The sequence below is a fragment of the Sphaerisporangium cinnabarinum genome (assembly GCF_055567015.1).
In genome coordinates, this window is record NZ_JBVHRG010000008.1 from 211,467 (window position 1) to 229,545 (window position 18,079).

Sequence of the window (18,079 nt, forward strand, 5' to 3'; positions counted from 1 at the left end):
CGGACCCGGCCCGGACCGCCGGACCACGTCTCCTGCGTGCGCTGTGTGCGAAATCTCCATGAATTCGCCCTCGATTCCCTGGTGCTTCTCAGGTTCGCCCGGGAGACTTGTGGCCATGTCAGCGAGGACGAGCGAGCCCACGACGCCGCAGCGCACGCGTACGTCTGCCCGGTTCGCCGCGGCGAGCCTGCTCGCGCTGTCCATGATGCTGCCGATGTGCTCGACGGCGAGCGCCGCCGAGGTCCAGCAGCTCATCGCCGACGCGCAGGTCCAGACGGAGACCATCGGGAACGACCTCGACCGCGTGCACGCCCAGCTCCCCGCCCTGCACCCCGTGCTCCGCAACGACGTGCTCGACGCCGTGGAGTCGGTCCAGGCGGCGACGGACGAGGCCCGCTCCGCGCTCGAGCGCGCGACCGACGACGACGAGGCGGCCGACGGTCGCGCGGCCGTCGCGCTCGCCGACGCCCAGGTCGCGCTCGACGCGGCGTCCGCCCAGCTCCGCCACGTGACGGACCTCGCGCACGACGCGGGCGAGGGCGTGGCCGTCGCGCTGGAGCGCCTGCAGGCGCACATCGACGCGCTGCGCGGCGAGACGAGCCGCGCGGGGGCCTGAGTCCCGATCACGAGGTCGACCCGCGCGGTCGGGATCGACCCTCGGAGGGCCGCCGTCGCGGCTCACGGGCCGATCTCAGGGGGTCGCGGGGCGCCGTCGCCGCGCGGTCCCCGACCGCCCTTCCTACGATGGCGAGATGCCTCGTGTCACCGGGATCGTCAAGCCGCACGAGGCGCTCCCCGGCGTCGCCCGCCTCGACCGCGCGGTGAACCGCTGGACGAACCGCCGCGCGCTGGGGCCCGCCGCCGACACCGCGCTCTCGCGGCTCTCGACGTGGGCCGACCACAGCGTGCTGTGGGCCGGGGCCGCCGTCGGGATCGCCGCCACCGGGCGGCGCGGGCGCGACGCCGCCCTGCGCGGCTACGGCTCGCTGCTCGTGTCGAGCGTCCTCGCGAACGTCGTCGGCAAGACCGTGTTCGGGGGCGTCCGCCCGTCGCTCGACGGCCTCCCGCTGTGGCGTCGCGTGGCGGACCCGCCGACGTCGCCCTCGTTCCCCTCGGGTCACTCGGCGTCGGCCGCCGCGTTCGTCACGGGCGTCGCGATCGAGTGGCCGACGGTCGGGCTGGCGCTCACGCCGCTCGCCGGGCTCGTCCTGTACTCGCGCCTGCACACGGGCTCGCACTGGTTCTCGGACGTCGCCGCGGGCGCGGCGCTGGGCGTCGGAGTGGCGCTCGCCGGGCGCGTGCTCGTCCCCGGGCGCGCCGAGCAGCGCCCCGACGTCCCGGCCGGCCCCCGCGCGGACGTCCCCGCGCTCGACGACGGCGCCGGCCTCTTCGTCGTCGTCAACCCGGCGGCGGGCTCCGGCCGGCTGATCAAGGAGGACCCGCTCGCGGCGGTCCGCGACGGGCTCTCGCGCGCCGACGTCCACGTCCTCACCGAGGGCGACGACCTCCGTCGCCTGTACGACGACGCCGCCGCGCAGGGCGCCCGCGCGTTCGGCATCAGCGGCGGCGACGGCACGGTGTCGACCGCGGCCGCGGCGGCGCGCGCGCACGACCTCCCGCTCGCCGTGCTCCCCGGCGGCACCCTCAACCACTTCGCGCGCGCGGCCGACCTCACGTCGATGCGCGCGACGATCGAGGCGGTCCGCACCGGTTCGGGCGTGACGATCGACGTCGCGGACCTCGAGGTCGACGGGGTCGAGAGGCCGCCCCGCACGGTGCTCAACACGTTCTCGGCCGGCGTCTACCCGGAGCTCGTCACCGAGCGCGAGAAGCACGAGCACCGGCTGGGCAAGTGGCCGGCCGCCGTCCTCGCAGCGGCACGCGTGCTGCGGCGCGCGCACCGCGTGCGCATGACCGTCGACGGGCACGAGGGCGAGTACTGGTCGCTGTTCGCCGGCGTGAACCGCTACTACCCGCAGAGCCTCGCGCCGGTCGAGCGGCACCGCCTCGACGACGGCGTGCTCGACGTCCGCACGGCCCGGGCCGAGCGGCGCGCGAGCCGGCTGCGCACGTTCCTCGAGGTCGCCGCGGGCGACGCGGGGACGCGCGTCGCGCGGCGCGTGCCCGGGGTGCGCGGGCACCTCGTGGTGGACGCGACGTCGGTCCCGGCGCTCGAGCTCCGCTTCCCCGCGCGCGGCGCGGTCGTGGGCCCCGACGGTGAGGCCGTCACGACGCGCCGCGATCCCGACACCGAGCACGGGCACCCCGGGTCGCCGCCCGTGGTGCTCGCGCACGACGGCGAGACGCTCTCCCTCGACGACGTCGCACCCGACGGGCCGGTCACGGTGCGTCTCACCATGCGACGCGGTGCGCTGCGCCTCTACGCCCCGAGCGACCCGACGGCGGGTTGATCCGTCCGCTGTGTCCGGTATGCCTCTCTTTCACGGCAGCCGGGGAGAACTCCCCCTGTTCAGGCACATGCGCGATGCCCCACAATGAGCCCCGCAGTCGCGCGGACGGCACCCCGTCCGCGCCCCGTCCGGACTCGACCACGTCGGCCCCACCAGAAAGCAGAAGAACCATGGCCCAGCAGTACCCCGCCGCTCCGCAGGCCCCCGCCGGCTACTCGGCCCCGATCGAGGACCCGGGCAAGACCCTCGGCATCGTCGGCTTCGTCCTCGCGTTCGTCTTCGCGGTCGCGGGCATCGTCGTCAGCGCGATCGCGCGCAAGAAGAGCAAGGAGGCGGGCTTCGACAACCAGCTCGCCAAGTGGGGCCTCATCCTCAGCATCGTCTTCACCGTGCTCTGGGTGATCGGCGTCATCATCTACGTCGCTGCCATCGCGGCGCTCGTCGCGAGCGGCGACGTCGCGACGTACTGACGTCCCGCCGGTCCGCCGGCGCGGCACCGACGGCCGTCGTCCCACCCGGGGCGGCGGCCGTCGTCGTCCCCGCCGGGGCCGCTCGCGCACGGGTCGCGGAAGATCCGCGGGCCGGGCACGGTTGAGACGGCGCACGACCGCGCCGCCGGTGAGAGCACCGGTCCCCCGACGGTCGCCCGACCGCAGGAGCAGATCATGACCGACGAGACGACCTCCCCGATCCCCGCCGAGCGCGCGACAGCCGCACCGGACCCCGCGACGGTCGAGCTCGGGCTCGACACCTTCGGCGACGTGACCGCCGGGCCGGACGGCGTGCTGCTCAGCGGGGCGCGCACGATCCGCGACGTCGTCGAGGAGGCGGAGCTCGCGGACCAGGTCGGCGTCGACTTCTTCGGCGTCGGGGAGCACCACCGCGCGGACTTCGCCATCAGCGCTCCCGAGGTGGTGCTCGCCGGGATCGCGACGCGGACGTCGCGGATCCGCCTCGGCTCCGCGGTGACCGTGCTCAGCTCCGACGACCCGGTGCGCGTCTTCGAGCGGTTCTCGACGCTCGACGCGCTGTCCGGCGGGCGTGCGGAGGTCATCCTCGGGCGCGGGTCGTTCATCGAGTCGTTCCCGCTGTTCGGCTACGACCTCGCCGACTACGGGGTGCTGTTCGAGGAGAAGCTCGACCTGTTCGTCCACCTGCTCGACGAGGGCCCGGTCACCTGGTCGGGCACGACGCGCGCCGGGCTCGCCGACCAGGAGGTCTGGCCCAAGACCGAGAGCGGGCGCCTGCGCACGTGGGTCGGGGTCGGCGGCTCGCCCGAGTCGGTCGTGCGGACCGCGCGGCACGGGCTGGGCCTCATGCTCGCGATCATCGGCGGCGAGCCCGAGCGGTTCCGTCCCTACGTGGACCTCTACCACCGCGCGGTGGACGAGCTCGGCACGCCCGTGCTGCCGATCGGCGTGCACTCGCCGGGCCACGTCGCCGCGACCGACGAGCAGGCCCAGGAGGAGGTCTACGAGCACTTCGCGGCGATGAACAACCGCATCGGGCGCGAGCGCGGCTGGCCCGCCTACCACCGCGGACGGTTCGCCCACGACGTGCGCGACGGCTCGCTCTACGTCGGCTCGCCCGAGACCGTGGCCCGCAAGATCGCCCGCACCGTCCGCCTCCTCGGCGCGGGCCGGTTCGACCTCAAGTACTCGACCGGCACGCTCCCCCACTCGACGATGCTGCGCAGCATCGAGCTCTACGGCACCCAGGTGATCCCGCGCGTCCGCGAGCTCCTCGCGGAGAGCTGACCCCCACCGGCCCGACCGCTGCGCGGCCCAGCCCCTCGCCGAACACGATGTTGCTGTCGCCATCGGGGCGAGAACGACAGCAACGTCGTGTTCGGCTGAGGGGAGGCTCGTGCTCGACGTCGGCGGGTCGGCGCGTCGGCGCCTCAGCCGCGGCCGGCGGCGCGCAGCGCGGCGGCCTCGAGGTCCGGCGGGAGCCCGACGGCGGGGCGGTCCGTGCGCTGCGGCGTCGCCTCTCCCGCGGCGTCGAGGGCGCGGAGCCACGCCCAGGTGTCGCGCACCGTCTCGCGCACGTCGCGCGGGCGCAGGCCGAGCGCCGCCGCGCGCGACGTGTCGGAACCGTGCAGCGCGTCGTGCAGCTCGCCCGGCGGCAGCCAGATCGGGAGCTGGGTCCACGGCTCGATCCCGGCCTCGAGGACGACCTCCGGGTCGACCCACACGAGCTCGGCGGGCGGGTCGCCTGCCGCCGCCGCGTCGGCGGCGGTCGCGTCGACGCACGCCGCGAGCAGCTCGCCCATGGTCGTGTGCCCGGGCGCGCTGACGACGTCGACCGGCCCGGAGGCGCCCGCGAGCGCCGCGTCGAGCGCGAACGCGGCGAGGTCGCGCGCGTCGACGTACTGCAGCGGCAGGTCGGCGGGCCCAGGGGCGAGCACCGGGCCGCCACGGGCGACGCGCCGCAGCCACCACGGCAGGCGGCCCACGTTCTCGCGCGGCCCGAGGATCAGGCCCGCGCGCAGCAGGATCGCCCGGTCGCCGAGCGCGTCGGTCACGGCGATCTCGGCGCCGCGCTTGGCGCGCGCGTAGTCGTCGGACGTCGTGTCGTCCGGGTCGCCGTCGACGAGCTCCGACGTCTCGTCGGCTCCGCGCGGCCGCGGGAACGGGTACACCGAGCGCGACGACACGTAGACGTACCGGTCGTCACCGGGCACCCGGCCGGCGAGGAGCCGGGCCGCGTCGCGCGCCGCCGTCGGCGCCCAGGACCACGTGTCGACGACGACGTCCCACTTCTGCGGGACGTCGTCCGCGAGCAACGCGTCCAGGCCGTCGGGCCGGGTGCGGTCGCCCACGAGCTGCCGGACGCCGTCGGGCACGGGCGTGGTGCCGCGGTTGAGGACGGTGACGTCCCAGCCGCGGGCGAGGGCGTCGTCGACGACGGCGCGCCCCACGAAGTCGGAGCCGCCGAGCACGAGGAGTCGGGTCATGCGCCCACTGTGGCGCGCCGTCGGCCCGCTTGCAGCCCGTTACGCCGCCCGCAGACGTCCGCCGAAGATCTCGGGACACCCGAGAGCCTTCCGCTGCACGTGCTGGCCAGACATCCTGACCCGCACGACCCGACCCGAGGGGCTTGGGGTCAGTCGGGGTCGGTCGGGTCCAGGGGTGCCTCGGGGTCGAGGTTGACGACGCCGCGGCGCCAGTAGCCGTGGACGGCGAGCTGGTCGGGCCGCGCCCCGGAGCCGCGCAGCGCGCGGCGGACCGCGACGAGGTCGGTCGCCTCGCCCGCGGCGAACACGTACTCGTCGGCGTCGAGCGGGCCGAGCGCGCGGACGGCCTCGGCGAGCTGCCCCGGCCCGTCGGTGCGGTAGAGGAGCTCGGTCGTCGCGCGCCCGAGCTCGTCCTCGACGAACGCCTCGTCGACGTCGTCGCCGATCTCCACGATCGCGGTCACCGGCACGTCGGCCCCGACCGCCTCCACCCAGCGCGCGAGCGCCGGCAGGCCCGTCTCGTCCCCGACGAGCAGGAGCCGCCCGACGCCGTCCGGCACGGCGCGGCTCGTCGTCGGGCCGGCGAGCACGACCTCGCCGCCCACCGTCGCCCGTGCCGCCCAGGCCGACGCCGGCCCGCCCTCGCCGGTGGGCGGCGCGCCCGGGTCGGTACCGCCGTGGAGCACCCAGTCGACGTCGACCTCGGCGGCCCCGTCGACGGTCCGCGTCGCCCGGACGGTCAGCTCGCGGGAGATCGAGACGACGCCCGTCGGGCGCTGGAGGGCGCCGTCGTCCGTGAGCGTCGGGGCGTGCAGGACGCCGGTGGCCGGGTCCGGGAGGAACACCTTGACGTGGTCGTCGGGGCCCGGGACGCGCAACGTCGCGAGCGAGGCCTCGCTCGGCCGTCCGTCGTCGGGCGTGGCCGGGACGGCGTCGCGGAACGTGATGCGGCGCAGCGCGCCGGACGCCTCCCGGACGGCGTGGACGCGGACGCGACGCGGGACGAGGTCGAGGCGGGTCACGGGTCGGGAGAACACCGCCCCATTCTGCGCCGAGCACGACGTCGCCGTCGTCATCCGGCCGATGACGACGGCGACGTCGTGGTCGAGCGCTCGGTACCCCGTTCTCGACGGTCGCGGGCGTCAGGCGAAGAAGACCCGGAGGTCGGCGACGACGTCGAGCGGCACCTCGAGCGCCGCGTAGTGACCACCGCGCGGGTGCTCGGACCAGTGCTCGATCCGGGCGTTGTCGCGCTCGGCGAACGCGCGGATCGTCTGGAAGTCGTCGGCGAAGACGGCGACGCCGATCCGGCCCTGGCTCACGACCGGCTCCGCACCGGAGCGCTGCTCCGCGTAGTGGTAGCGCACGGCGGTCGGGTAGGAGTTGGTCAGCCAGTAGAGCGTCGCCTGGGCGAGCACCTGGTCGGCGCTCACGAGGCTCGTCCCGTTGCCGAAGCTCTCGAACAGCTCGTGGTAGGCGAGGACGGCGACGGGCGAGTCGGCGAGGCCCGCGGCCATCGTCTGCGGCCGCGACGCGTTCATCGTGTTGTACGCGCCCACGGACTGGAACCACTGGAGGTGCCCGAGCGCGGCGAGCTCCTTCTCTCCGAAGCCGTCCATCTCGCCGGGAGCGCCGGACGGGAAGGAGAAGAGCTGGAGCACGTGGGCGCCGAGGAAGCCCTCGGGGTCGAGGACCGCGAGCTCGCGGCCGACCATCGCGCCGCCGTCGCTCCCGTGGATCCCGTAGGAGGCGTAGCCGAGGTCGCGCATGAGCACGTCGTAGGCGCGGGCGACGCGCGCCATCGTCCAGTCCGTGTCCCCGACGACCGGGGTGGAGAAGCCGAAGCCCGGCATGGACGGGATCACGAGGTGGAACGCGTCCTCGGGTCGGCCGCCGTGCGCGACGGGGTCGACGAGCGGGTCGATCATGTCGAGGAAGTCGAGGAACGAGCCCGGGTAGGTGTGCGCGAGCAGCAGCGGCGTCGCGTCGTCGTGCCGCGAGCGCACGTGGAGGTAGTGGATCGGCTGGCCGTCGATCTGGGTGCGGAAGCCCGGGTACGCGTTGACCCGGTCCTCGACGGCCCTCCAGTCGAACGCGGTCCAGCGCCCGACCATGTCGCGCAGGTAGGACTCGGGCGTCCCGTAGTCCCAGGAGTCGCCGGGAGCGGCGGGCGCGAACCGGGTCCGCTCGAGCCGGGACCGGAGGTCGTCGAGGTCGGCCTGCGGGACGGCGACGGAGAACGGGCGGTGCTCGAGGGACGGGGAGAGGTGCGACGCGGTCATGGTGGTCTCCTCGGTCGGGCGGGGCCTCGTGCCCTGCTCTGGTGTCGACTCTAGGGAGGGTTCAGGAACACTTCCTTCCGTTATTCTGACCGTGCTCGGAGGAGTTCTCCCGTCGTCCGGCGACCCCAGGAGGGACCCGTGGCCTCCACCTCGGCCCGTATGCTCGCGATGCTCGGCCTTCTTCAGTCGCGCCCCGACTGGTCGGGCGCCGAGCTCGCCGAACGCCTGGACGTCAGCGACCGCACGGTCCGCAACGACGTCGCCCGGCTGCGCGAGCTCGGCTACCCCGTCGACGCCGTGCGCGGCCCGGGCGGCCGCTACCGGCTCGGCGCCGGGGCCCGGCTCCCCCCGCTCCTGCTCGACGACCCCGAGGCCGTCGCGGTCGCCGTCGGGCTGCGGGCCGCGACCGGCACCGCCGGCTTCGAGGAGTCCGGGGCCTCCGCGCTCGCGAAGCTGGAGCAGGTCATGCCGGACCGCCTGCGCCGTCGGCTCGCCGCGCTGCGGTCCGCGAGCGCCGCCGGCCCCGCGAACACGGACTCGAACGTCGAGGACCCGGTCGTCGACCCGGACACCCTGACCGCCCTGGCGGACGCCGTGCGCGACCACCAGGGCCTGCGCTGCTTCTACCGCGACGAGCCGCTCGAGCTGGAGCCGTACCGCCTCGTCGCGTGGCAGCGCCGCTGGTTCCTCGTGGCCCGCGACCCGACGACGGGCGCGTGGGCTCCGTACCGTGTCGACTGGCTCGTGCTGCGCGTGCCGGGCGGGCGGCGGTTCGCGCCGGTGGACTTCCCCGGAGACCTGACCGAGCTCGTCGTCCGGGAGGTCGCGCGCGCGGGTTGGGCCGTGCACGCCCGGATCGTCGTGGACGCGCCCGCCGACGAGGTGCTGCGGCGCATCAACCCGACGGTCGGCACGGTCGAGCCGCTCGCCGACGACCGCTGCGTCCTCGTCACCGGCGGCGACAGCGTCGAGGTCGTCGCGGTGTGGGTCGGGATGCTGGGCCTCGACTTCCACGTGACAGAACCGCAGGCTCTCGTCGACCACGTGCGCACCCTGGCGACCCGCTACGCCCGCGCAACCCCGCCGTGACCCACCCCGCCCCCACCCGGTCGCCGTCGAGCACGGGGCTGGCGACCTCTTCTCGACGAATACCGTCGCTGATCCCGTGCTCGGCGCCGGTCGAGGGCGACGGTCAGGACAGAGCCGGGTCCCAGGGGTCGACGACGGCCACGCCGGTACCGGCGAAGTCGCGGACGTTGCGCGTCGCGAGCGTCGCGTCGTGCACACGGCTGATCGCGGCGATCTGCGCGTCGGCCAGGCTCATCGGCCGGCCCGCTCGCTCGCGGAGCGCGAGGAGCGTGCCCCCGACGCGCGCGGCGTCGGCGTCGTACGGGAGCACCCGGCCCGAGAAGGTCGTGGTGACGTGCTCCTCGACGAGCGCGGCGAGGCGGTCGCGGCGCTGCCCTTCGGGCAGCCGCGCCACCCCGTGGACGATCTCGCCGACGGTGACCGCGGTGATCGACAGCACCTCCGGAGCCTGCGCGTCGAGCCAGCGGAGCACGCGAGCCTCGGGCACCGGGCGGATCACCTCGGACAGCACGTTCGTGTCGAGGACGATCACGTGTCCGCGGTCTCCCGGTCCGGCGTGCCCGGTTCGTCGGAGAGGTCGACGACCCGGCCGTGCTCCGAGCGCGCGGGAAGGTCGAGCCCGACCGCCAGCCCGGCGTCCGCGAACGACCTGTGGATGAAGGTGCCCAGCCCCCGTTCCAGCCCGCTCGGCGCCGTCACCGCGGACGTGAGGATCTCGCGCACCTCCGCCTCCATGGACCGCCCGTGCTCCGCCGCCCGCACCCGCAGTCGTTCGCGCACGTCGTCGTCGAGCCCTCGGATCGTCAGCGTCGCCACCTGGACCACCTCCCACGCACGACGCTAGCAAAGTGACAGCACGGTCCGCCAGGGTCGGCTCCTCCTCGAGAGCAATGGAGTTGCGAGAGGTTGAGAGAATGGACCGTCGTGAGTACCGAGCCCGCAGCGAACCAGCCTGACGCGCGCCCTCCCCAGCGGGACGGCGCCGCCGAGGGCACCCCGCGCGAGGGCCGCCGACGCCGCGGGAACCGCCGCGGTCGCGGCCGGGGCGAGCGCGCGGCGTCGGGCACCTCGACGACCACGTCGCCGACGCGGCGCGGGCGCGGCGAGCGGACGACGTCGGGCCCGCGGCAGGTGAGCCGGGCGCAGCTCGAGCGGGCCGCGCAGGCGCGCGAGAGCGTGACGGTCCCGCCCATCACGTACCCCGAGCAGCTCCCGGTCAGCGCCCGACGCGCGGACATCGCCGCCGCGATCCGGGACCACCAGGTCGTCATCGTCGCGGGCGAGACGGGCTCCGGGAAGACGACGCAGCTCCCCAAGATCGCGCTCGAGCTCGGCCGTGGCCGCACGGGTCAGGTCGGGCACACGCAGCCCCGCCGCATCGCCGCGCGCACGGTCGCCGAGCGCATCGCGGAGGAGCTCGGCACGGAGCTGGGGGGCGTCGTCGGATACCAGGTGCGCTTCACCGACACCTCCAGCGAGGACACGCTCGTCAAGGTCATGACGGACGGCATCCTGCTCGCGCAGATCCAGCGCGACCCGGAGCTCCTCGCCTACGACACGATCATCGTCGACGAGGCGCACGAGCGGTCGCTCAACATCGACTTCCTGCTCGGCTACCTCGCGCGGCTCCTGCCGCGCCGCCCCGACCTCACGCTGATCATCACGTCGGCGACGATCGACTCCGCGCGCTTCGCGCAGCACTTCTCCCCCGCGCACCTCGCCCAGCTCGGCGGCGCGCCGGAGTACGTGGTCGACGCGCTGCCCGACGCCGCGCCCGTCGTCGAGGTGTCCGGCCGCACCTACCCGGTCGAGATCCGGTACCGGCCGCTGTCCCCCGACGTCGACCCCGGCTCCGGCTCCGGGAAGGCGAAGGCTCGCGCCGGCGCCGAGGAGAAGGACCTCGTGACCGGCATCGTCGACGCGTGCGACGAGCTCATGCGCGAGGGGCCGGGCGACATCCTCGTGTTCCTCTCCGGCGAGCGCGAGATCCACGACGCCGCCGACGCGCTCACCGGGCACCTCAAGGACCGCGTCACCGACCCGAAGCACCCGCAGCGCGTCGAGATCCTGCCGCTGTACGCGCGGCTGTCGTCCGCCGAGCAGCACCGCGTGTTCCAGGCGCACTCCTCGCGGCGCATCGTGCTCGCGACGAACGTCGCCGAGACGTCGCTCACGGTGCCGGGCATCCACTACGTCGTCGACCCCGGCACGGCCCGCATCTCGCGCTACTCCAAGGCGACGAAGGTCCAGCGCCTGCCCATCGAGCCCGTCTCGCAGGCGAGCGCGAACCAGCGCTCCGGCCGCTCCGGCCGTGTCGCCGACGGCATCGCGGTGCGCCTCTACTCCGAGGACGACTTCCTCTCCCGGCCCGAGTTCACCGAGCCGGAGATCCTGCGCACCTCCCTCGCGTCGGTGCTGCTCCAGATGATCTCCGTCGGCGTCGTCGAGACCCCCGACGAGGTCGCGCGCTTCCCGTTCGTCGAGCCCCCGGACACCCGCGCCGTGCGCGACGGCGTCCAGCTCCTCACCGAGCTCGGTGCCCTCGCCACGTCCGACGGCGTCACCCGCCTCACCGAGGTCGGGCGCGTGCTCGCGCAGCTCCCCATGGACCCGCGCCTCGCCCGCATGATCTGGGAGGGCTCGAGGCTCGGCGTCGCGCGCGAGGTCGCGATCATCGCCGCCGTCATGTCGATCCAGGACCCGCGCGAGCGCCCCGCCGAGGTCCGCGCCCAGGCCGACCAGGCGCACGCGCGCTTCACCGACCCGCACTCCGACTTCCTCACCTACCTCAACGTCTGGGAGTACGTCCGCGAGCAGCAGCACGAGCTCTCGTCGTCGGCCTTCCGCCGCCTGTGCAAGGCCGAGTACCTCAACTTCCTGCGCATCCGCGAGTGGCAGGACGTCGTCGCCCAGCTCCGCGAGATGTCCAAGCCCCTCGGCATCGACATGTCGTACAAGCCGCGCGCACGCGGCGCGGCCGGTGACGACGCGCGGCGACGTGCAGGCCGAGCGGTGGGGGCGGCGTCGGATGCGAGAGAGCGTCAAGCCGCGCTCGTGAACTCCCGGCCGGACGACCATGGCGACGGCGCGGCAGCTCCGAGCACCGACGCCGTCCCCACCGCGGACGCAACCCCCGACGCCCAGGCCTACAAGCGCGCCTGGGACGGCGACACGATCCACAAGGCGCTGCTGTCCGGCCTGCTGTCCCAGATCGGGATGCAGGACACGGGCGAGGTGAAGGCGTCGTCGGTCGCGCACCTCAAGGGCGAGGCCCGCGCCAAGGCGCTGCGGCGCGCGCAGAAGCAGGCCCGCAACGAGTACACCGGCGCGCGCGGCGCGCGGTTCGCGATCTTCCCCGGCTCGCCGCTCAGCAAGAAGCCGCCGGCGTGGATCATGGCGGGCGAGCTCGTCGAGACGTCGCGGCTGTGGGCGCGCGACGTCGCCCGGATCCAGCCCGAGTGGGCCGAGGACCTCGCCGGCGACCTCGCGCGGCGCACGTACTCCGAGCCGCACTGGTCGACCAAGCGCGGCGCGGCGATCGCCACCGAGAAGGTGCTGCTGTACGGCGTGCCGATCGTCGCGGACCGCAAGGTCCTGTACGCGAAGGTCGACCCCGAGGCCGCGCGCGAGATGTTCGTGCGGCACGCGCTCGTGCAGGGCGAGTGGACGACGCACCACCGGTTCTTCCACGACAACCGGAAGCTGCTCGCCGAGGCGGAGGAGCTGGAGGCGCGCTCGCGCCAGCGCGGGCTCGTCGTCGACGACGACGTGCTGTTCGACTTCTACGACGACCGCGTGCCCGACGACGTCGTCTCCGCCGCGCACTTCGACCGCTGGTGGAAGACGGCGCAGCGCCGCGACCCCGACCTGCTCACCTTCACGCTCGAACAGCTCGTGCCCGACGCCGAGCAGGTCGACACGTCGCAGTTCCCGGAGACCTGGCCCCAGGGCGAGCTCACGCTCCCGCTCACCTACCAGTTCCAGCCCGGGACCGAGGCCGACGGCGTGACCGTGCACGTCCCGATCTCCGTGCTCAACCGCGTCGTCCCCGACGGGTTCGACTGGATGGTGCCCGGACTCCTCGACGAGCTCGCCACCGCGACGATCCGCTCCCTGCCCAAGCCGGTCCGCGTCCAGCTCGTGCCGGCGCCGGACGTCGCGCGCGACGTCGTCGCCTGGCTCCGCGAGCACACGCCCGCCTGGGAGGACATGGCCCGCGCGGGCGACATGGCCGAGCCGTTCCACGTCGCGTTCACGCGCGCCGTGCGGGCGCTGCGCGACGTCGTCATCCCCGACGACGCGTGGGGCCCCGAGCAGGAGGCACGCCTGCCCGCGCACCTGCGCATGACGTTCCGGGTCGAGGACACCCGAGGCCGCGGCGGCTCCGTCGTGCTCGACGAGTCCAAGGACCTCCTCGCGCTCCAGCGCCGTCTCGCCGCCCAGAACCAGGCCGCGGTCCGCGCGGCGGTCAAGGGCGCGGTGGGTGCGGCGCTGCGCGAGGCTGCCGCAGCGTCCGGATCGGAGCTCGCGGGGTCGGGTTCGGCGGCGGAGGGGGTGTCGATGCCCGGGCTACCCTCCGCATCCGACGCCACCTCCGCGTCCGGCTCACCCGGGGCCGAGGGACGGACCACGGCGCCCGACGGCGGGTGGTCGGCCCCGGCCACCGGCTCGCCGGAGCGACATGGAGAGCGCGCTGCGAGCCCGACCACGAGCGTGCTCGTCACCGAGCAGAGCGGGCTCACCACGTGGCCCGACGGGCTGCCGAACGGCGAGCTGCCCGCGACGGTGTCGACCGACCTCGGGGGTGGGGTCGTGGTGCGCGGGTACCCGGCGGTCGTCGAGGAGCAGGACGCGAAGGGGAAGCCGGTCGTCGCGCTGCGCGTGCTGGCCGACGCGACCGCTCAGGCACGCGAGCACGCGCGGGGCGTGCGGCGGCTGCTGCTGGCCGAGACGGCGCTCCAGACGGGGCGCATCACGAGCCGGTGGAACGGGACGCAGTCCCTCACGTTGGCCGCCGGCCCGTACCGGAACACGGACGCGCTCGTCGCGGACCTGCAGCTCGCCGCGGTGATCGCGCTGACGAGCGGAGGCAGCGGGCCCTACGGCGCGCAGCCGGACGCCGCGACGATCCGCGACGCCCAGGCCTACGCGGCCGCGCGCACGTTCGTCCGCGCGCACCTGGAGGAGCACGTGCACCAGGTGGTCGGGCACGTGGTCGCCGCCCTCACCGCGTCACGGAACCTCGACGCGGAGATCCGCGCGTCGAACAGCCTCGCGCTGCTCAACACGCTCACGGACCTGCGCGACCAGGCGGCGGGCCTGATCCACGACGGCTTCGTCTCGCAGACCCCGCCGCGGCGCCTGCCGCACCTCACGCGCTACCTGCGGGCGGCGTCGTACCGGCTGGAGAAGGCGCAGTCGAACCCGAACCGCGACGCCGAGCTCGCGTGGCGCGTGCACGACGTCGAGGACGCGTACCAGCGCGCCCGCGCCGCCTCCGCGCAGGGCCCGGCCGACCCGGTCCGCGCCGCCGACCTGGCCGAGGTCCGGTGGCTCATCGAGGAGCTGCGCGTGTCGCTGTTCGCGCAGCAGCTCGGCACCGACGGCCCGGTGAGCGAGAAGCGCATCCGCAAGCTCCTCGCGCCCGACGGCTGGTGACGGCTCGATCGCCGGTACGGGCCTCGGCGAGCAGACGGAGGGGCAGGCTAGAGCCTGGGGAAGTCGCGTAGCTCTCGCCGAGGTCGGCGCCGTCGCACACGTCAGAGGATCGACCAGGCTCACCACGACGCTGAGGGCGTCGGACACGTCGTCGTCGAGCTGCCACACGACGTCGTCGTACCCGGCCATCAGCTCCGGGACGAGTGCCCGGAGAGCCGCCCCGGCAGGAGTCTGTGCGCTCACGACGGACAGTGCACCGGAGTGCCGGGGCCCCCGCTACGGCACGCGGCCGCCTGCAGCCGGCGCTGCCGGCCGCCACTCCTCGACACCGCGGTCAGCACGACGCGTAGACGTAGCCCGGGTCGTCCGGGCCGACGAGGTCGCGGTCGCGCAGCACGGTGAGCGGGGCGCGGTCGTCACGGGCGCAGACGTCGTCGAAGGTCAGGCCCGCGTCGGCGAGCGCGTCGGGGTACTCGACCTGGAGCACGTGGTCGCCGTAGACGTCGGTGTACGCGGCGCACTCGTCGAAGACGGCGCACTCCTCGGTGACGGCGAGGTCGAAGCCGAGGTCGTCGTGCGCGACGGACGCGATCTCCGCCGCGTTCTTCTGCGCGACGGCGAGCCCGGCGTCGTGCGCGAGGTCGACGTACGCGCGGGCGAGGGCGTGGGCGCCGTCCGCGTCGATGGCGTCGAACCGCGTCCAGGTGTCGAGGTTGTCGAGCTCGACGGCGTCGAAGCCGGCGTCGGCGCAGCCCGTGACGACGGGCCCGAGGATCGCGAGGATGCCCTCGCGCTGCTCGGGGGTGGACGGGTCGAGGACGTGCTCGTCGGGCCAGTCGGGGTCGACGACGAGCGTCCCGTCCGCGTCGTGCAGCAGCAGCTCCTCGTGGTCGTCGAGCCACCGGTCGGTCTCTCCCGGCTGGGTCTGGAACCCGTTGACGTAGCAGACCGAGTACGCGCCGGGCAGGGGCTCGGCGGTCGCGTCCCGCACGACGACGTCCGGCCGCACGGGCCCGTCCCCCGCGTCGACCTCGTCGTACGCGACGCCGAGCTGGTAGTCGAGCACGCCGTCGGTGGGCGGCAGGGCGGGCGTCTCCGCCTGCCCAGAGGCCGCGGGCGCCGGGGTCGCGGGGGCGGTGCACGACCCGGTCCCGAGCGCGACGACGCCCACGGCGACCGCCACCACGGCCCGGTGCGCGCGCCGTCGGGCAGCAGGCCCTCGCGCTCTCGCTCGCCGCACCGCCGCTCCCCCGCCCTCGTCACCCGGCCTCCCCGACGGTGGCCGCTGTGCCGACCGTACGCGACCGGCGTGCGCACCGTCACAGCTGCGAGGGCGACAAAGGCCGCTGCGATGACTTGGAATAAGACCCATCGACCACACCCGTCGCCGTTCTCGGCGACTCGGCTGCAAGGGGCACACCATGACACGAGTCGTCGTCAGCGGGTACGGGGCGGTGACCCCGGTCGGGCGCTCCGCCCCCGAGACGTGGGACGCGCTGCTGCGCGGGGAGCCGGGCGTGCGGGCGATCGACGACGAGTGGGCGGCCGACCTGCCCGTGCGCATCGCCGCGCGCGTCGACGACGCCTTCGCCGAGGGGCTCTCCGTCCGGGAGCGACGTCGTACCGACCGGGCGGAGCAGCTCACGCTCGTCGCGGGCCGGGAGGCGTGGGCGTCCGCCGGGTCGCCCGACGTCGACCCGACGCGCCTCGCCGTCGTCGTCGGCTCCGCGAACGGCGGGATCGCGACGACGCTCGACCAGTCGCGCGTCCTGCACGAGCAGGGCCACCGGCGCGTCTCCCCGCACACCGTCACGATGCTCATGGCCAACGGGCCGGCCGCGTGGCTGTCGATCGACCTCGGCGCCAAGGCCGGTGCGCGCGCCCCGATCAGCGCGTGCGCGGCGGGCTCGGAGGCGATCACGATGGGTCGCGAGATGATCCTCGCCGGCTCGGCGGACGTCGTCGTGTGCGGGGGCGTCGAGGCGGGCGTCCAGCCGTTCTCGCTCGCGGCCTTCGCCGCGGCCCGCGCCATGTCGACGCGCAACGACGAGCCGGAGCGCGCGTCCCGGCCGTTCGACGTGGATCGGGACGGCTTCGTCATGGGTGAGGGCTCGACGCTCCTCGTGCTCGAGCGCGAGGACCACGCCCGGGCCCGCGGGGCGGTCGTGCACGGCGTCGTCTCGGGTGCGGCGCTGACGTCGGACGCGTACGACATCGTCGGCGGCGACCCCGAGAACCAGGCCCGCACCATCACGATGGCGCTGCGGTCGGCGGGCCTCGCCCCCGAGGACGTGGGGCTCGTCCACGCGCACGCGACGGCGACCCCCGTCGGGGACGTCAACGAGGCGGACGCGCTGCGCGCGGCACTCGGGATGCCGCCGCCCGTCACGAGCACGAAGGGCGCGACGGGCCACCTCCTCGGCGCGTCGGGCGCGCTGGGCGTCCTCGTCGCGCTCCTCGCCCTGCGCGACGGGCGCGTCCCGCCCACGCTCAACGTCGACACCCTCGACCCCGCGATCGACCTCGACGTCGTCCGGGAGGCGGCCACGACGTCGGCCCGCCACGCGCTCGTCGACGCGTTCGGGTTCGGCGGGCACAGCTCGAGCGTCGTGGTCTCGCGCGACTGACCCTGGCCCCCGGCACGATGGGGAGATGGACCTCGACGCACGCCTCGCCGACATCACGACGCTCGACGTCGACGCGATCGTCAACGCCGCGAACTCGTCGCTCCTGGGCGGCGGCGGGGTGGACGGCGCGATCCACGCCGCGGCCGGGCCGCGGCTCCTGGAGGAGTGTCGCCGGCTCCGGCGCACGACCCTCCCCGACGGCCTGCCCGTGGGCGACGCCGTCGCCACCGACGCCTACGACCTCCCCGCCCGCTGGGTCGTGCACACCGTCGGGCCGAACCGCTACCGCGGCGAGACGGACCCCGCGCTCCTCGCGTCGTGCTTCGCCCGCTCGCTCGACGTCGCGGACGACCTCGACGCCTCGACCGTCGCCTTCCCCGCGATCAGCGCGGGCGCGTACGGCTGGGACGTCGACGAGGTCGCGCGCGTGGCGGTGGACGCCGTCCGCGGCTGGTCCGCACCCGACCCGTTCGACGAGACCTCGGGACCGACGGCGGGCCGGGACCCGGACGCCTCGCGGACCGGGCCAGGCGTCGCGGCGGTGACGTTCGCCCTCGCGACGCCGCGCGCGCTCGCGGCGTTCCAGGCCGCCCTCGCCCGCTGAGCCCCCGACCCTCGGGGTCGCCGCCCCGAGGATCAGGGTCGGGTCGGGGGACCACCGGATACCCGCGAGGTCGGGCCGCGCCTACCGTCGAGGTATGAGCACCTCAGACGCCTCCGCAGCCCCGTACCGCCCGACGCTGTCCCGTCCGCGCCACGGCCGGATGATCGCGGGCGTGTGCGCCGGGATCGCCCGCCGGTTCGGCTGGGACCCGACCGTCGTGCGCATCGTCGCCGCGGTCTCGATCCTGCTCCCGGGCCCCCAGGTCATCGCGTACCTGGTCCTGTGGGCCCTCATGCCGAACGACCGCGACTGACCCGTCCCGCTGCCGCACCGGGCAGCGGGACGGGCTCCCCTAGCTGTACTGACCCGCTGCGTTGTTGACGCGGTCGATGGGGCGAATGCCGCCGATGCCAAGGTGGGGTCGGTTCATGTTGTAGTGCTCGAGCCATCGG

Annotated in this window: 15 protein-coding genes and 1 pseudogene; 9 read left to right on the top strand and 7 right to left on the bottom strand. The window is 74.9% G+C overall.

Annotation, left to right across the window (positions count from 1 at the left end; translation table 11 throughout):
• The first annotated feature begins 115 nt into the window (after positions 1-115).
• The 4 genes from ACZ4MO_RS13375 to ACZ4MO_RS13390 all read left to right on the top strand — a co-directional run bounded on the left by ACZ4MO_RS13375 (position 116) and on the right by ACZ4MO_RS13390 (position 4,168).
• Positions 116-616: a hypothetical protein gene (locus ACZ4MO_RS13375; RefSeq protein WP_175009752.1), complete on the top strand. Its 501-nt coding sequence runs from the start codon at positions 116-118 to the stop codon at positions 614-616.
• Between the two features lie 136 nt (positions 617-752).
• Complete coding sequence (locus ACZ4MO_RS13380; protein WP_175009753.1) at positions 753-2,411, top strand: phosphatase PAP2 family protein; 1,659 nt, start codon at positions 753-755, stop codon at positions 2,409-2,411.
• Positions 2,412-2,581: 170 nt separating this feature from the next.
• Complete coding sequence (locus ACZ4MO_RS13385; RefSeq protein WP_175009754.1) at positions 2,582-2,881, top strand: DUF4190 domain-containing protein; 300 nt, start codon at positions 2,582-2,584, stop codon at positions 2,879-2,881.
• A gap of 195 nt (positions 2,882-3,076) precedes the next feature.
• Positions 3,077-4,168, top strand: coding sequence for an LLM class flavin-dependent oxidoreductase (locus tag ACZ4MO_RS13390; RefSeq protein ID WP_354052190.1), 1,092 nt, complete (start codon positions 3,077-3,079; stop codon positions 4,166-4,168).
• 143 nt (positions 4,169-4,311) lie between these two features.
• Here the strand turns inward: ACZ4MO_RS13390 and ACZ4MO_RS13395 are convergent, their stop codons facing one another.
• The 3 genes from ACZ4MO_RS13395 to ACZ4MO_RS13405 form a co-directional block, all read right to left on the bottom strand.
• Positions 4,312-5,367, bottom strand: a complete 1,056-nt coding sequence (locus ACZ4MO_RS13395) for an NAD-dependent epimerase/dehydratase family protein (protein ID WP_175009756.1) — start codon at positions 5,365-5,367, stop codon at positions 4,312-4,314.
• A gap of 149 nt (positions 5,368-5,516) precedes the next feature.
• Positions 5,517-6,404, bottom strand: coding sequence for an SIP domain-containing protein (locus tag ACZ4MO_RS13400; RefSeq protein ID WP_186810486.1), 888 nt, complete (start codon positions 6,402-6,404; stop codon positions 5,517-5,519).
• A gap of 105 nt (positions 6,405-6,509) precedes the next feature.
• The gene (locus ACZ4MO_RS13405; protein WP_175009758.1) at positions 6,510-7,649 is read right to left on the bottom strand and encodes an alpha/beta fold hydrolase; all 1,140 of its coding nucleotides are present in this window, start codon (positions 7,647-7,649) and stop codon (positions 6,510-6,512) included.
• A 138-nt stretch (positions 7,650-7,787) separates the two neighbouring features.
• On the opposite strand from ACZ4MO_RS13405, the gene ACZ4MO_RS13410 reads away from it, so the two are divergent.
• Positions 7,788-8,738 carry an HTH domain-containing protein gene (locus tag ACZ4MO_RS13410; RefSeq protein ID WP_175009759.1) on the top strand — a complete coding sequence of 317 codons (951 nt, stop codon included), beginning with the start codon at positions 7,788-7,790 and terminating at the stop codon, positions 8,736-8,738.
• 103 nt (positions 8,739-8,841) lie between these two features.
• Here the strand turns inward: ACZ4MO_RS13410 and ACZ4MO_RS13415 are convergent, their stop codons facing one another.
• Entirely contained in the window at positions 8,842-9,270 is a 429-nt protein-coding gene (locus tag ACZ4MO_RS13415; RefSeq protein WP_043659461.1) for a type II toxin-antitoxin system VapC family toxin, read from the bottom strand.
• Positions 9,267-9,554, bottom strand: a complete 288-nt coding sequence (locus tag ACZ4MO_RS13420; RefSeq protein ID WP_175009760.1) for a FitA-like ribbon-helix-helix domain-containing protein — start codon at positions 9,552-9,554, stop codon at positions 9,267-9,269. The genes ACZ4MO_RS13415 and ACZ4MO_RS13420 overlap by 4 nt, the downstream gene beginning before the upstream one ends.
• A 108-nt stretch (positions 9,555-9,662) precedes the next feature.
• Between ACZ4MO_RS13420 and hrpA the strand changes: the two genes are divergently transcribed.
• Positions 9,663-14,396 (top strand): ATP-dependent RNA helicase HrpA, encoded by a 4,734-nt coding sequence (hrpA, locus tag ACZ4MO_RS13425; RefSeq protein WP_499279064.1) that lies wholly within the window; start codon positions 9,663-9,665, stop codon positions 14,394-14,396.
• 334 nt (positions 14,397-14,730) lie between these two features.
• On the opposite strand, the gene ACZ4MO_RS13430 is transcribed toward hrpA, so the two are convergent.
• Positions 14,731-15,579 (bottom strand): endo alpha-1,4 polygalactosaminidase, encoded by an 849-nt coding sequence (locus tag ACZ4MO_RS13430; RefSeq protein ID WP_499279065.1) that lies wholly within the window; start codon positions 15,577-15,579, stop codon positions 14,731-14,733.
• 238 nt (positions 15,580-15,817) lie between these two features.
• Here ACZ4MO_RS13430 and ACZ4MO_RS13435 point away from each other — a divergent pair, with 238 nt between their 5' ends.
• The 3 genes from ACZ4MO_RS13435 to ACZ4MO_RS13445 all read left to right on the top strand — a co-directional run bounded on the left by ACZ4MO_RS13435 (position 15,818) and on the right by ACZ4MO_RS13445 (position 17,940).
• Positions 15,818-17,023, top strand: a complete 1,206-nt coding sequence (locus tag ACZ4MO_RS13435) for a beta-ketoacyl-ACP synthase II (RefSeq protein ID WP_175009762.1) — start codon at positions 15,818-15,820, stop codon at positions 17,021-17,023.
• A gap of 25 nt (positions 17,024-17,048) precedes the next feature.
• On the top strand, positions 17,049-17,627 hold the full coding sequence (locus ACZ4MO_RS13440; RefSeq protein ID WP_175009763.1) for an O-acetyl-ADP-ribose deacetylase: 579 nt from the start codon (positions 17,049-17,051) through the stop codon (positions 17,625-17,627).
• Between the two features lie 94 nt (positions 17,628-17,721).
• Positions 17,722-17,940: a PspC domain-containing protein gene (locus tag ACZ4MO_RS13445; protein WP_114553608.1), complete on the top strand. Its 219-nt coding sequence runs from the start codon at positions 17,722-17,724 to the stop codon at positions 17,938-17,940.
• Positions 17,941-17,979: 39 nt separating this feature from the next.
• Here ACZ4MO_RS13445 and ACZ4MO_RS13450 read toward each other — a convergent pair.
• Positions 17,980-18,079, bottom strand: a pseudogene (locus ACZ4MO_RS13450) (IS481 family transposase); the annotation flags it as partial.